This is a genomic window from Listeria cossartiae subsp. cossartiae (genome assembly GCF_014224155.1).
Lineage (GTDB): Bacteria > Bacillota > Bacilli > Lactobacillales > Listeriaceae > Listeria > Listeria cossartiae.
Genome location: NZ_JAASUI010000002.1, coordinates 79,309 through 93,935 on the forward strand (window position 1 = coordinate 79,309; position 14,627 = coordinate 93,935).

Below are 14,627 nucleotides of genomic sequence, written 5' to 3' on the forward strand. Positions count from 1 at the left end.
GCCTCATTAAAAGCTACTACTTATCTGCCAGAATATTACTTCTGATCGGAATTAGCATAGAACTTGCGCTCCGCTGCTGGGCTTCACTGGGCCGATTCCCTCCACCACTCTTGATAAGAAAACGTAATACTATTATTCCTATAAGTTTACTGTGAATTAAAGATACACTGAAACAAAGCAGATGTCAAGGAGAGAAAACTGGAATTCTAAAAATTATTTTATAAAAAAATAGACCGGGCTTAAAACCCAGTCTACACTTATTATTTCGCAGCTTGCACTTCTTGATATTCCGGTTTCTTAGCAAACTCCGCTTTCGCAAACGGACAAAGCGGAACAATTTTCTTCCCTTCTGATTTTGCTTTTTCAACCGCGCGTTTCACGAGTTCTTGCGCTATCCCTTGACCTCGAGCCGCATCATCCACGCCAGTATGGTCAATAATAAACATATCTTCCCCAGTTGGCACAAAAGTCACTTCGCCAACCTCTATGCCCTCATCATTTACCGCATAAATTCTATTTTCACCGTTTTTATATTCCATCTGATATCCTCCTATTTCTCGATATATTGAAGCGCTCCACTCGGGCAAGTATGAATCACCCGTTTTGCTTCTTCTTTTGATACATTGTCCGGCATAATCCATGGTTTTCGGTCCAAATTAAAAAGTTCTGCGTTGCCTTTTACACAATTACCCGAATGCTCGCAAATATTTGTATTAAAATAAATATCTACTTCCGCCCCGCGATACTTCCGGTAGCCCCGTTCGAGCAGCGTTTCCTCGTCCATCTGATTACCTCCTTCGCCAAAGTTTCTCTACCTTTCATATATTCCACTCATCACCCAAAAGAAAACGTCCGAAAAAGCTCCCCCAATCATTGACTTTCCTGCCAGTTATTGAAATAATAAAGATATTTTATAAATTCATTTAAAAATAGAAGAAGGAGTGGAAATAATGGCATTTTATTTTGAAGAACCGTCCCGCACATTTAGTGAATTTTTACTTGTTCCAGGCTACTCATCCGCTGAATGTGTTCCAACAAACGTTAGCTTAAAAACACCAATCGTAAAATTTAAAAAGGGTGAAGAATCTGCAATCACAATGAACATTCCGCTTGTTTCCGCAATTATGCAAGCTGTTTCCGATGATAATATGGGGATTGCACTCGCTACAGAAGGCGGCGTATCTTTCATTTTCGGCTCCCAGTCCATCGAAAGTGAAGCAGCAATGGTTTCCCGCGTGAAAAATCATAAAGCTGGCTTCGTTATTAGCGATTCCAACATCAGCCCAGACAAAACCCTTCAAGACATCCTTGATTTAAAAGAAAAAACTGGTCATTCCACAGTGGCAGTAACAGAAGACGGCACGGCGCACGGTAAATTACTAGGAATCGTGACAAGTCGCGACTACCGCGTAACGCGCATGAGCCCAGACGAAAAAGTTGCTGATTTCATGACTCCTTTCGAAAAATTAGTTACGGCTAACAAATCGACCACTTTAAAAGAAGCTAACAACATTATTTGGGATAACAAATTAAATGCCTTACCACTTGTAGACGATAACGAGCATCTAGTCCATATGGTGTTCCGCAAAGACTATGACTCTAATAAAGAAAATAAATTAGAACTACTTGATTCCTCAAAACGTTACGTTGTTGGCGCTGGTATTAACACGCGTGACTACGAAGAACGTGTTCCCGCACTAGTAGAAGCTGGCGCAGACATTCTTTGTATCGATTCTTCTGAAGGCTACTCCGAATGGCAAAAACGTACACTTGACTATGTTCGCGGCAAATACGGCGATACGGTCAAAGTTGGCGCTGGGAACGTTGTTGACCGCGATGGTTTCCGTTATCTTGCAGAAGCTGGCGCAGATTTCGTCAAAGTCGGCGTTGGCGGTGGTTCAATCTGTATCACGCGTGAACAAAAAGGTATCGGCCGCGGCCAAGCAACTGCACTAATCGACGTTGCTAAAGCCCGCGATGAATATTTTGAAGAAACTGGTGTGTATATTCCGATTTGTTCTGACGGCGGAATTGTTTATGACTACCATATGACGCTAGCTCTAGCAATGGGTGCTGACTTTATCATGCTCGGTCGTTATTTCTCTCGTTTTGACGAAAGTCCTACTAATAAAGTGAATTTAAATGGCACGTATATGAAAGAATATTGGGGCGAAGGAGCTAACCGCGCACGCAACTGGCAACGTTATGACCTTGGCGGCGACAAAAAATTATCTTTTGAAGAAGGCGTAGATTCTTACGTTCCTTACGCTGGCTCTTTGAAAGACAATGTTGCCATCAGCCTTAGCAAAGTCCGCTCTACCATGTGTAACTGCGGCGCGCTCAATATCCCAGAATTACAACAAAAAGCAAAAATCACACTCGTTTCGTCCACTTCTATCGTAGAAGGCGGCGCACATGACGTAGTTGTAAAAGATGCTTCGAACAATTTAATCAAATAAAATAAAATTGGTTGGTGTGAATTTGGTAAATTACCATTCTCACACCAACCAATTTTTTATTTATACAATGGAATACTTTTGTTTAATTTCTTCCATTGGGAGCGGACGGCTAAAATAATAACCTTGGAAATAGTCCACTTTCATTTCCCGTAATTTTTCGACTTGCTCGATGTCCTCTACGCCCTCCGTTACTACTTTTCCACCTAAGTCATGGCATAAATTAACAATCGCACGAATAATAATTTGTTGCCTGCGATCCGTTTTTAAAAGCGCAATAAATGACATATCTGTTTTGACAATATCAATCGGCAAACTTCGCAAATACGCAAGTGAGCTATAGCCTTTCCCAAAATCATCCATACTCACTTTGACGCCGAGATTTTTTATTTTCCGTAAGTTTTTGTTCGCCACAGCCAGCTCCGTAATTTCGCCCCGTTCGATAATTTCTATTTCTAAGCATTCCGGGTACTTTAAATTTTCTTTCACATAATCGTGTAAATAAGCCATATAATTACTGCTTACCACATAATGCGCCGGAATATTAATCGAAATCGAAAAACGTCCGCCTAACTGATTGAGTTGTTCTATCGCTGTTTCCGCCACAAAATCTTGCATTTCCCGCGTTGCATTTAAAAGGACAATATCTTCAAAGAAATCAATTGGAGTCAAAATTGCCGTCGCTGTTTTTAGTCGAATCAAACCTTCAAAACCGATAATTTTATTCGTTTTCGCGTCTACTTTTGGTTGATAATAAAGCAAGTAACTATTTCTCCTAATCGCATCCCAAATTTCCGTGCTAGAGATATCCATCTTATCCCTCCTTTTTCTATAGTTTACCCTTTTTTCCATCGAAATGAAAATATAGCCAAATATTATCATTACATTTACACTAAATCCATATTTCCTATTGCTAGGGTGATTCCACTTTGCTACAATTATAGCTAGGCACCTATGAGTTAGCGCTTACAAAATTGCCACTGGCGAAAAAAGGGAGAGTGTGAAAGTGAACAAATTTTTCAAGAAAACTACACATGTTTTACTCGTAGCAGGGCTCACAATCGGACTTACAGCACCATTCACCGGGACAACAGCACAAGCAGCAGCAGATACGGTTCCCATTCAGATTTTGGGAATAAATGATTTCCACGGAGCGCTTGAAACAGCTTCCAAAGATGCATCCGGCTCACCAATTGGCGGCGCAGATTACTTAGCTACCAACTTGGATAATGCCACTAACTCATTTTTACAGGCAAATCCTGGGGCGACAACTGACAATGCTATCCGTGTTCAAGCGGGTGATATGGTCGGCGCAAGCCCAGCAGTATCAGGTTTACTTCAAGATGAGCCAACGATGAAAGTTCTCCAAAAAATGAATTTCGAAGTCGGCACATTAGGAAACCATGAATTTGATGAAGGATTACCTGAATACAAACGAATTTTGGACGGGGTTTCTACAAACAAATTCGGACCAATCGTAGAAGCATATCCACGCGTTAAAAGTGACATGAAAATCGTCGCAGCTAACGTAGTCAACAAAGGGACAAACACAGTCGCAGAAGGCTTTTTACCATACTATGTAAAAGAAATTGATGGCGTCAAAGTTGGCTTCATCGGTATCGTTACAACCGAAATTCCCAACTTAGTTCTTGCAAATCATATTAAAGACTACGATTTCCTCGATGAAGCAGAAACAATCGTCAAATACTCTGCTGAACTTAGAGGCCAAGGCGTTAACGCAATCGTTGTTCTGTCTCATGTTCCGGCACTTTCCACTGGAAATCCAAACACTGGAACAAAACAAGATGTAGCTGGAGAAGCTGCCAATATGATGACAAAAGCAAACGAATTAGACCCAAATAACTCGGTCGATTTAGTCCTTGCAGGTCACAATCACCAATACACAAACGGATTAGTTGGCAAAACTCGTATCGTCCAAAGTTACAACAATGGTAAAGCTTTTTCAGACGTAACTGGCGAACTTGATAAAACTACCGGCGATTTCGTTACACCACCTGACGCTAAAATTACATACAACACGAGAAGCGTCACACCGAATGCCGATATTACAGCAGTAACTGAAGATGCGAAAAGCCGCATTGAAGGAGTTATCAACGAAACTATCGGACTAGCGAATAAAGACGTTATCTCTCGTGACACAAATCCAGACAACAAAGCAATTGATGATAAAGAATCCGAGCTTGGTAACATGATTACGGATGCGCAACGTTACATGGCAAACAAAGCCGGCGCCGATGTCGACTTCGCTATGACGAACAACGGCGGAATCCGTTCTGATCTTACTACTCGCCTTGCAAATGGTCAAAATGAAATCACATGGGGCGCGGCTCAAGCTGTTCAACCATTTGGTAACATTTTGCAAGTAGTGGAAATGACTGGTGCTGATATTTTGGAAGCACTAAACCAACAATATTTAAGCAACCAAACTTATTTCCTACAAATTTCTGGCCTAAAATATACTTTCACAGATACAGATGATTTAGATCACGCGTATAAAGTGGCGAGCGTTACAACCGAAGATGGCACTCCATTAAAAGCCGACCAAAAATACAAAGTCGTAATCAATGACTTCCTATTTGGCGGCGGCGACGGATTCTCAGCCTTCAAAAAAGCAAACCTAGTAACCGCAATCGACCCAGATACAGAAACATTCATCAACTACATCAAAGACCAAAAAGCTGCTGGCAAAGTCATTACAGCTCAAAAAGAAGGACGCAAAGTCTACAAATCCCAAGCTGAAATCGACAAAGAAACCGAAGATGCAGCTATCAAAGCAATCAAAGACGCAACAAAAATCAACAAATTCGCCGAAAAAGACAAAACATTAACCGGAACTACTTTACCAGGTGCAACTGTTTCCGTTCAAAAAGCAGCTACTAATGCAAGAATGGCTCTAGCTGCCGGACCTAACGCAACCGCAGACGCAAACGGCAAATTTTCTGTAGATGTAACATCTTTAAACCTTAAAAAAGGCGACCAAATCACAACAACTATCACTGACCCGAATGGCTACAGTACTACTTTCCAAGCAACCGTTCAAGCTGCCGCAACGACTCCTCCAGATAACGGAAACGGCGGCACGGACAACGGTAATGGAAATAACGGTGGAACAGATGGAAATGGTGGAACAAATAACGGTAACGGCTCCGGCACAAACGGCGGAACTACTACTACCGAAGATCCGACAACCTCCACACCGAATACAACTAAACCAGGAAGTTCCTCCAATGCTAATTTGCCAACAACTGGTGATACTGCAGGGTTTGCAACTGTGTTTGGGATTATTTTAACAACTACTGCGCTTTATGTTTTGCGTAAGAGAAGTTAATTTTAAAAAGGAGCGGCTAAATTAGCCGCTCCTTTTTCTATCTTTTCCCTGTATTCACTTCTGATTTTAGAACCCAGCTTCCTGGGACCCCTTTAGTAGTAGTTAGATTCAGCGTTTTTTCCGTTTCCTTATAAACAGAAACCTTCGTTCCAGCCGCCAAATATCCTTTAATATTTTTACCGGAAATCGCATCATTACTAGTCGAATATTTTCCTGCTCGGTATTTTGTTGCTGCTGATCCAAAAATCTCTTTCACGCCCGCCACAATACCTAAGCAAAAATCATCTTGATACGTTTTTGCTTTCAAAATAGTCGCATCAGTCGTATCACAAAAACCCGCTTCTAATAAAATGGCATCCATCGCAGTTTCACGTAAAACGGCAAAATTAGCTTTCTTCATACCTCGATCACGCATACCATGTTTGCTGATTCTAGCAATGACATTTTTGTGAATTGTTTTTTGTATATCCGCTGTTTTAGCTGGGGTTGAAGTATAAATATAATCTTCATAACCCATACCGCCACCCGCATTAAAATGAACTGACAAGAACAAATCTGCTTTAAAACTATTTGCTTTTCTCGCACGTTCACTTAATTCTAAAAAAGTGTCATTTGTTCGTGTCATCCCCACTTCAAAACCAGCATTCGCTAGTTCCGTCTGCAGCTGTTTTGCGATAGCCAGCACCCAATTTTTTTCAACTAAGCCGTTGCCGATCGCTCCAGAATCTTTACCACCATGGCCAGCATCAATCCATATTTTTGTCATGCTTTTCCTCCTCATCCCCTGATTTCGCATCAAAAATCAAAATTAAATTTTTCAATACTTCCGGAACCTTCATTCCCATTCGAACGAAATTTTCCAAGATGGAAATCAACTCATTCGCCAAATAGAAAAAGATAACCGCATCCCGCGTCGTATTATGCGTTCCCAGAATCAAATCTATTTGATGCGCAATAGCCACTAAAATTAAGATAGCAATTTTTTTCGCGATTCCTTTGAAACCCATTTTGCTGCTAAGTTCCCCTAGATACCCTGAAGCGAGTAGCCCTGAAACATAGTCAGCTACAATAAAGCACACTAGCACTTTTACCAATATATCCACTTCCCCAAACAAGTATCCAAACACCGCGCCAAATCCCAAAATCCCAATTTTTAGTACGACTTCCATGGAAAACCTCCTTTTTGATTACATAATTGTTATTTGGCGTAGCGCCCATGCTTTATAATTTGAATTATCTGCATGTCCTGAAATACCCGTTGTAGAAACATAGAAATATTTTTTATCTCCATAAGTTCCTGAAGGCATTTGAATTAAAACACCACCACCTGCAATCTCCAACAATTGTGCTTTGGATAAGAAAACAGAATGATAATAATAATCTTGAGGGGTATTATTTGTTGAGTCATAACGGCTAAATAATAGCGTCATCCCAAATTTCAATTTAGCAGAATCCCATCTGTACGACTGACCCGCACCCATAAGGTTAGCTCCTTTAAAAATGACAATTCCTGAGCCAATGGTATCTACATAATCCTTCGCGCTATTTAATGCTGTATTTGCTTTTTGTTCTGCACCAGCAGTAGTTTCTTTCTCATTCCAAGTTGTTTTCTCTTCCTCTGAAACGGATACCAATCCCTTAACAGCCTCTGCATGTGTTTCTGGATAGAATTGCTCTAACGTTCCATGTTCGTTTTTCTCTGACATTTTTACAATTTTAGTCATTCTGTTACCTCCTTAATAGTTTCCAGCGCGATTACTTGCATCGCATCTAATTTTTCTTTGTCATTACTTGATAAAAATCCGCTTTCAGTTGCCGTGGCATCCGGGTGGCTATGATTTATATCAGCCGCCTCCACATCTGATGCAAATAAATCGACAATTCCAGTTCTGCCATTTACACTGACAACGCCAGCTTCCGGTGATACTAATTCATCTATTTTCTGCTTATCAAATGAACTCATAAAGCCATCAGTCGTGTAAGTGGCTAAATCATGCCCGTGGATTTTTTTCGCAGCGTGAACATCATCTGCTTCTAGTAAAACCCTGCCAGCCTTTCCATTCACACTGACCACACCTATCGGAAGCTGCCCTGAAACGTATTCTGTCAATCCGACAATTCCTTCCACATGAGTCTCTGGATAAAATTGCTCTTTTGAATTATCTTCCTTTGTTTGCAGCATTCGTTTTATTTCAGTCATTATTCACCCCTCCTTCACGCGCCAATTGACTCCATTTGATATCGTTCGTTTGCCCCTATTTTTGCAAAGACTAAACTAGTTAACTTTTCAGAAAAGCTCGTTTCACCGGTTTTTTCAAGAACAATATCCGCGCCTTCGTTAAAACTAGAAACATTTGAAAAACATACCGTTTGCGCTTCCGAAATTATTTTACTCGTCAACAACCCGATATCTTGTTTCTGCATATTTATGATATTTTCCACATCAAATTGCACTGTACTTTTATTACTAAAAATGAGTTGCTCTTGGTTCAATCGCTCTCTTAAAACTGGATACCTTGTGCCCTCTGCGTCTACTCTGGAATCTACAACTTCACTTAGCTGCTCCGAACCACTAATCAGTTCATTTACCCGGGCATTAACTGCCTTATCCACTGTATCAATTTTTTTATTTAAAATTGCATCCGCTTTGTTGACATAAACGTAAATTTCATTTAAGCCCGTCGAAATAAAACTGGACCAATCCATTAATTTCTGCCAATTATCATTAGTTTTATTTCTAAATTCTCGACCTTGAAGAAGCATTTCCCATTTCCATAAATCCAACTTCATATGCAACCTCCTTCCTATTCCACTCTAGTTGCTTTCAGCTCGCCTGTATTCGTCACAGTTATTTTAAAATTAGATCCATTTTCTGATACTAAAATCGCATCCTGTTTTTTATTCCAGTTCGAAATATCACTTGCAGTCACATTGTTTTTTTCTGCATTTTCTTCAATTCCATTTAATTTTGTCTTATCGCTAGACGCCATTAGTCCAGAAGCGCTGGTAGTAACTACACCTAGACCATCTATAGCATTTAAATGCGTTTTTGGATAAAAAACGCTATCATCTGTGTTTTTTAAAACTCTAATTTCAGTCGCCATCTACAACACCTACTACTTCTGTTAAAATTCGCGAATCAAAAGCATTCATTGCGATGCTTGAAAACGAATTAATCTTATTTGATTCCACTTTCGCTTTTTTTACTTGGTTCGCAATTTGCGTTTGAATCCTTACCATATCCCGCCGAGAATTACTAAAGCCAACCTCTTGAAATTTCTTACTCCATGGATGCCCTGATTTAATTCTGGTTACTTTTACTTCTGTTTCAAATCCCATCGGCTCATGAATAAAGTCCCAAACATCTCGCTCTGTTACTTCCTCAGTTCCTTTATAGGTAATATTTAAAGAAGTTTCAGGAACATCTAAAATTTGTTTTTTTGCAAAATCTAATAAGTCGTTATTGTTCGTAATTTTGTCATTACTTTTTGCATTCGCCATCCGTTTTCCATAAATAGTCTCATTTGGCGACGTATACGTAACAACCGCCATATACTTATTATCTCCAGTTAGTTTATCAGCATTTTCTTTTTGCTTTCCGTAACATTTTATCTGCGTTTTCAAATTATCTGTGTTCGTATCGACGGAAACATCTTCTGTATTATATAAATAGCGGAATTGCTTCTCTGTCCTCATATACCAGCTCGCCTCGTCATAGAAATACAACTTCTTATTGTCCGCAAATAATATCGCCCCGAACTCTTCTAAGCACAAATTTACTAATTCTAAGCCATTTTTATTTCCTAAGTCCTCTAGCTCAACTAACGGAAAACGACCTTGTATCTCATGGGAAAAACCAAGCTCATTACCTTCCAGCGCAAATTCCATCACCGTTTGAATCGAATATTTTTTCAGACCAGCTTTCACATTATACTGAACATGATCTTGCACCGTATAACTAATATGCTGCGCTGTTACTTGCTTAGAAATGGTGTTTCCAATAGCTTTTGGCGCGCATTTTTTTATGACAAATTGCTGCCCCTGGTAGGTCAAAATCGCTTCATTTCCTACTAAATCAAAGGTACTAGCATTCTGTTTCGTTTTATTAACTGTAAACGAGATGGAACGACTCGTATTTTTTTCATAATCGTACGAAAATGAACCGTAATCAATATCCGTTAAAATCTCTTCTACTTCTTTATCCATACTTTGAATAATTAAATAATCCATGCCTATCACCTACCGATAAATGAACGGAAAATTAAAAGCAATCGTTACATCCGTTACACCTTTAATTTCAAAATCGTTCCAGCCTTTTTCCAGTGTTATAATCCCGTGGTTGGTGTCTTTTCCGACTCGTTTATTATTAACTAATGGATAAATATTGTTTAATAAAAGGACATCCGTTTTCTTGATTTCTTTACGATACTCAAAGGATTCTCCAGTTGTAAGGTTATTAATTGTTGGTATTCCATTTGCTGTCAGCGCAATATCTAATTCATGGCGCATCAGTGGATTTACTCGGTCACTACCCGCATTGTACACGCGGAATGTATTCTCTTTAAAAACATAGAATAAATCATCACGGTTCGATAAGTTCATTCCCATTTGCCATAAATCCTCTTCAAAAGTCATCGGATTAAGACATGTACCTCGCGACTCCGCATATCCTTTAAATACATCAAATTCGATGGTTAATGTCCCTACACGATCAGATTCTCGGCTAAAATCAAAAGGCTTTGGATGTACCTCATACCGAATTCCCGGCATTTGATCACTCCAAATATAATAACTATCCCGCTGAAATAAAAACTCATAAATTTCTCGTACAGCTAAATGGTAATCTGGTATATCAAGTGCCTGTATATTGCATTTTGCACTGAAAACAAAAGGTTTAAATTGAATTGTTCCCGGAATCACTCCATCAGTTCCGCTAATTTCAGCAGTTTCCATGCTTAGTTGTGGACTTTGCCTCGCTACTTCTTGAACCGAAAGCCCCGGAAACGTTTCACTAAGCGAATGAATTTTTCCATTTAATTCTAAATACAAATCACTCATTAATAAGCCGCACCTCCCATTGCATAATTATATTGATCGAATGTGTTAGCTTGGTTGCGGCTAACTACTTCAGAAACAACTTTATCATCCATCTTAATAACTGGATTTTTTTGTAGTAAACGCTCTAAAAGATTTTCCACCCTCGCCAAATCAGTTCCTTGATTTGTATATAGCATGGACTTATTGCCACGTGCACTTTCTCTTGCGTATTTCATTGTTGCATCATGTGGAATAACTTGCGAACCAGATGGTAAAACAACCATTTCCCCCCGGCCACCTTCGTTCATTCGAGCAAATCCGCCTTGGAAATTCGTTGTCCCAGAAATTAATTGTGGGATTTTACTTATTTCAACACCCGGAATTTTATTAATCAGACCAATTGCTGAATTAATCCCGCTAATTACAACATTTACAAAACCTTTTACATTATCTACAACTGTCTGAATTGCATTTGAAACTCCATCAAAAATATTGCCAACAAAATCAGTCAGTCCACCCCAAGCACCTTTAATTCCATCAAAAACATCTGTGATAATTCGCTTCACACCATTAAATACGGATGAAACAGTGTCTGAAATGCCCGTAATGACTGCTTTAATTCCATCAATAATCCCTGAAATTGTCGACATAATAGAATTCCAAATTTTAGATGCGACTGCAAATACAACTCCGAATGCTGTACCAATAATAGAAACGATAGTGGTAAAAATATTGGTAATAAAAGCAATAATCGGCTGGATAATTCCAATAACTGCTGTAATTACACTAGCAATAAAGCTAATAATTTTCCCAATAACATTGGAAATCGTTGTCGCAATAATGACAACATAGCTAATAATTGTAGTAATAATCGAGATAATAATGCCAATAATCGTCATAACAATCGGCATAATTTTACTTATATAAGAAATAATCGTCATAACAATCTGGATAACAACCGTGGCAATCTGCATAATTATCGGAATCAAAAATTGAATAACTCCCATGATTCCTTGAATAATCACCATAACACTCGGTAAAATTGCCGAAACAAGTGACATTACAGCTTGAACAATTTGCATAATAACTGGCATAAGCATTGAAACCAGCATAGAAATAAATGGCATTAATTGAGCCACTAACTGAGCGAAAAAGGTGATAAATTGCATAACCATTGGCATTAAAGCAGCGCCAATTTGACCGACCGCTGTAACAATTTGCATGATAATCGGCATTAAACTGGCCATTAATTGTCCAAATAGCTGCCCAACTTGCGTCACTACCGACATGACAGTATTACGAAATGATTCATTAGTACTCATCAAATACACAAATGCTGCTACTAGTGCTACAATCCCGATAATAACTAATCCCATTGGTGAAGTTAACTTACCCATAATTCCGCCAACACTACCAATAGAAGACATCAATCCGCCTAAATGCTTCTTCACTTCCATGAAGCCACTAGCTAGATTCGTAATTCCTTGCACCCCGCCAGATACTCCGCCAAGCATCGTGCTCAAGCCACCAACCCCGGTTGACAAACTTGAAAATAACGTACCATTTTGGACACTTGACCCTAGATTTTTAAACGCATCCGTGATTCCACTAACAGAGCCAACAGCTGTACCAAACCCTGATGTAATCGCCTGGCTACTAGAACCCAGTTGCCCAAATGCAGAACTGATACTACCAAGGCCAGATTGGAGACCACTCAAAGACCCCGTAATTTTGGAAGCCGGATCAGCTTCACCCACGTCTTCAATTGTCATTTTCAGTTCTGTAAATCGTTGCTGAACAGTAGCTGCCATTTCATCTAACCTACCAACTTGCGCTGTCAGAACACTCTCGTTAAATTCGAACGTCATTTTTTTAGAATCCGCCATTCATTTTCCCCCTTTCTTCTTTATTTTTAGGTCTACGCAACCCATTTGCACCATAAACCCGATCAATCCACGCCTTGCCTTCCTGCGCCTCATTCTCAGAAATTGCTTGAAGTGCATTTACTGTATAATTAACATCTGCTTTCTTCTGACGTTTTTTATGCAACTCGATAAAACGTGAATTCCGTTTTCGATTGAGATTCTGTTCTGCATTTAAAACAGCATTTCGGAGCATAGTAGATTCAAAAATCACCTTGTTTTCCCATTCTTTCATGATGAAATTTTTCTCCACTTCCGTTAATTCCTCAAAATCATGTTTTGTCATATGGAAATTAACTACAAAAAAAGCGAGTTGTTTTTCAAGGTCAAAATTATTATCACTTTCACTCTCCGCTTCATCGTCTTCTGCTCCAAAATATTCAAACTCAATCTGCTTTAACGGAACAAAAAACCCATATCCTCTTGCAATTTCTCAATAACTGCTACGTTAAGTGAAATTAAGCCTTGTTCTTCCACTAACTTATCAAAAATATCCAAAGCTTCTTTTTGTTTCACAGGTACTAGACCTTTTTCTTCTACTAGACCAGAAACAAATAGCGTTTCAATTACTTGGTAGCTCAAAATCCCTTTATTCGCAGTCAAAGCCGCAACTAGACTAATTCCCGATGTTAGTTCCACCGTTTTAACTTTTTGCTTATTAAATCGTAAAATATAAGTTGTATCATTCACTTCAAACATTTAATTTCCTCCTAAGGGAAAGCCACTTTTTCAGTGGCTTTCTATTTTATTCTGCTGGTGCTACTGGTGTTTCGCCGGGCATTTGATCTCCGCCCTCAGTAATTGTTAAATCAACAAGTGCGCCCATTCCGTCTAGTTTTACAGAATAAGTCATTGCTTCATCAAAAGGTGCTTCAAAACTATAGTCAGCTACAATCGCTAAGCCGCCAAAAAGACCTTTTTTCGATGCTTGGTTAATAACTTTCACACAAACCGGGCTATCGCTTTCAAAATATTTCGCCAATTCTTTATGAGATTCTGCATCAGCAACATACAAGCCGTCATTTTCAATAGACCATTCTTTCATTCCGCCAATTTTGGACTTCCATCCACCTACTGTATCTTTGGATGTAATTTCGATACTATCTTTAGAACGATTGATAGTTAAACCTTGCTGACCTGCTACCGCTAATAATTTATCTCCTGTTGCGTTAAAAATTGCTAAAAGTACGTCTTTCCCCGCGACCGCTTTAGCAGCTCCCGGTGTATAATCACAATATAAATTCTCTTCAAATGCCATTAATAATTCCTCCTAAATTTTTACCTTTAACTCACGACAAATACTTACTTCAAAACTAGTTTTTGCGTGAATTAACGTATTTTCTTTAACTAAATTTTGTTTTCCAAAATGCCGAACTGCGATTAATTTGTATCCTTCAGGCAAAGTAAAGCCCGTTTGAATTAATGTATCAATCTTTTCGACTCCCGCTAAATCCATTTCATTTGTATAATGATGAACTGCAAAACGGTATTTTTCTCTCCAGGACGTAAGGCTCTCTTCTTCCTCTTGCTCAATCATTTCGAGCATCGTTATAGGTATTTCCACCTTATCTTGCATTACAACAGAAATATCTAGTCCGCTTTTTTCCTGTAGCATTGTTTGGACTGCTTCCAAAACTCTCATGAAGCTCAAACTCTTCACCAAGCACTCACTCCTTTAAAAACGAAAAGCAACATCCGGTCAAGACCATTCTTAATAATTTATTCCTCCAAACGTTACTTCTCAAAATAGAATATTTGTTTATGTCAACGGAATTAGCATCCAATAATAAAAACAAATTTCTTGTAAAACATCATGTAATATCAGAAAATCGGTGCACCTTCATTCTGACGCAGCTTTTATTG

Annotated in this window: 18 protein-coding genes and 1 riboswitch; of the genes, 2 read left to right on the forward strand and 16 right to left on the reverse strand. The window is 39.0% G+C overall.

Annotated elements, in window-relative coordinates; all coding sequences use genetic code 11:
- Positions 1–17: 17 nt before the first annotated feature.
- Positions 18–120: riboswitch (SAM riboswitch) on the reverse strand.
- A 140-nt stretch (positions 121–260) separates the two neighbouring features.
- The gene (locus tag HCJ30_RS07515; protein ID WP_185391659.1) at positions 261–539 is read right to left on the reverse strand and encodes a GNAT family N-acetyltransferase; all 279 of its coding nucleotides are present in this window, start codon (positions 537–539) and stop codon (positions 261–263) included.
- 11 nt (positions 540–550) lie between these two features.
- A complete protein-coding gene (locus HCJ30_RS07520; protein WP_003724961.1) occupies positions 551–784 on the reverse strand; it encodes a (4Fe-4S)-binding protein in 234 nt (77 codons plus the stop codon).
- Positions 785–950: 166 nt separating this feature from the next.
- Between HCJ30_RS07520 and HCJ30_RS07525 the strand changes: the two genes are divergently transcribed.
- A complete protein-coding gene (locus tag HCJ30_RS07525) occupies positions 951–2,459 on the forward strand; it encodes an IMP dehydrogenase (RefSeq protein WP_003728204.1) in 1,509 nt (502 codons plus the stop codon).
- A gap of 60 nt (positions 2,460–2,519) precedes the next feature.
- Here HCJ30_RS07525 and HCJ30_RS07530 read toward each other — a convergent pair whose 3' ends face one another.
- Positions 2,520–3,269 carry an EAL domain-containing protein gene (locus HCJ30_RS07530; RefSeq protein ID WP_185391660.1) on the reverse strand — a complete coding sequence of 250 codons (750 nt, stop codon included), beginning with the start codon at positions 3,267–3,269 and terminating at the stop codon, positions 2,520–2,522.
- Positions 3,270–3,456: 187 nt separating this feature from the next.
- Here HCJ30_RS07530 and HCJ30_RS07535 point away from each other — a divergent pair, with 187 nt between their 5' ends.
- A complete protein-coding gene (locus tag HCJ30_RS07535) occupies positions 3,457–5,805 on the forward strand; it encodes a bifunctional metallophosphatase/5'-nucleotidase (protein WP_185391661.1) in 2,349 nt (782 codons plus the stop codon).
- 37 nt (positions 5,806–5,842) lie between these two features.
- Here the strand turns inward: HCJ30_RS07535 and HCJ30_RS07540 are convergent, their stop codons facing one another.
- The 13 genes from HCJ30_RS07540 to HCJ30_RS07600 form a co-directional block, all read right to left on the reverse strand.
- Positions 5,843–6,571: an N-acetylmuramoyl-L-alanine amidase gene (locus HCJ30_RS07540; RefSeq protein ID WP_185391662.1), complete on the reverse strand. Its 729-nt coding sequence runs from the start codon at positions 6,569–6,571 to the stop codon at positions 5,843–5,845.
- Positions 6,552–6,974, reverse strand: coding sequence for a phage holin family protein (locus tag HCJ30_RS07545; protein ID WP_008946531.1), 423 nt, complete (start codon positions 6,972–6,974; stop codon positions 6,552–6,554). Before HCJ30_RS07545 ends, HCJ30_RS07540 begins: the two co-directional genes overlap by 20 nt.
- A gap of 18 nt (positions 6,975–6,992) precedes the next feature.
- The gene (locus tag HCJ30_RS07550; RefSeq protein WP_185391663.1) at positions 6,993–7,529 is read right to left on the reverse strand and encodes a hypothetical protein; all 537 of its coding nucleotides are present in this window, start codon (positions 7,527–7,529) and stop codon (positions 6,993–6,995) included.
- A complete protein-coding gene (locus HCJ30_RS07555) occupies positions 7,526–8,005 on the reverse strand; it encodes a hypothetical protein (RefSeq protein WP_185391664.1) in 480 nt (159 codons plus the stop codon). The genes HCJ30_RS07550 and HCJ30_RS07555 overlap by 4 nt, the downstream gene beginning before the upstream one ends.
- Positions 8,006–8,019: 14 nt before the next feature.
- Positions 8,020–8,595, reverse strand: a complete 576-nt coding sequence (locus tag HCJ30_RS07560) for an alpha-amylase (RefSeq protein WP_185391665.1) — start codon at positions 8,593–8,595, stop codon at positions 8,020–8,022.
- 14 nt (positions 8,596–8,609) lie between these two features.
- Positions 8,610–8,909 carry a CCA-adding enzyme gene (locus tag HCJ30_RS07565; protein ID WP_185391666.1) on the reverse strand — a complete coding sequence of 100 codons (300 nt, stop codon included), beginning with the start codon at positions 8,907–8,909 and terminating at the stop codon, positions 8,610–8,612.
- The gene (locus tag HCJ30_RS07570; protein WP_185391667.1) at positions 8,899–10,035 is read right to left on the reverse strand and encodes a phage tail protein; all 1,137 of its coding nucleotides are present in this window, start codon (positions 10,033–10,035) and stop codon (positions 8,899–8,901) included. The genes HCJ30_RS07565 and HCJ30_RS07570 overlap by 11 nt, the downstream gene beginning before the upstream one ends.
- 9 nt (positions 10,036–10,044) lie before the next feature.
- A complete protein-coding gene (locus HCJ30_RS07575) occupies positions 10,045–10,863 on the reverse strand; it encodes a phage tail family protein (RefSeq protein ID WP_185391668.1) in 819 nt (272 codons plus the stop codon).
- Complete coding sequence (locus HCJ30_RS07580) at positions 10,863–12,728, reverse strand: phage tail protein (protein ID WP_185391669.1); 1,866 nt, start codon at positions 12,726–12,728, stop codon at positions 10,863–10,865. The genes HCJ30_RS07575 and HCJ30_RS07580 overlap by 1 nt, the downstream gene beginning before the upstream one ends.
- Positions 12,715–13,050 (reverse strand): phenylalanine racemase, encoded by a 336-nt coding sequence (locus HCJ30_RS07585; RefSeq protein ID WP_221636015.1) that lies wholly within the window; start codon positions 13,048–13,050, stop codon positions 12,715–12,717. The genes HCJ30_RS07580 and HCJ30_RS07585 overlap by 14 nt, the downstream gene beginning before the upstream one ends.
- 110 nt (positions 13,051–13,160) lie before the next feature.
- The gene (locus HCJ30_RS07590; protein WP_185391670.1) at positions 13,161–13,463 is read right to left on the reverse strand and encodes a segregation and condensation protein B; all 303 of its coding nucleotides are present in this window, start codon (positions 13,461–13,463) and stop codon (positions 13,161–13,163) included.
- Positions 13,464–13,509: 46 nt separating this feature from the next.
- Positions 13,510–14,022 carry a protein LmaA gene (gene lmaA, locus HCJ30_RS07595; protein ID WP_185391671.1) on the reverse strand — a complete coding sequence of 171 codons (513 nt, stop codon included), beginning with the start codon at positions 14,020–14,022 and terminating at the stop codon, positions 13,510–13,512.
- 12 nt (positions 14,023–14,034) lie between these two features.
- Positions 14,035–14,424 carry a DUF5072 family protein gene (locus HCJ30_RS07600; RefSeq protein WP_185391672.1) on the reverse strand — a complete coding sequence of 130 codons (390 nt, stop codon included), beginning with the start codon at positions 14,422–14,424 and terminating at the stop codon, positions 14,035–14,037.
- Positions 14,425–14,627 lie beyond the last annotated feature (203 nt).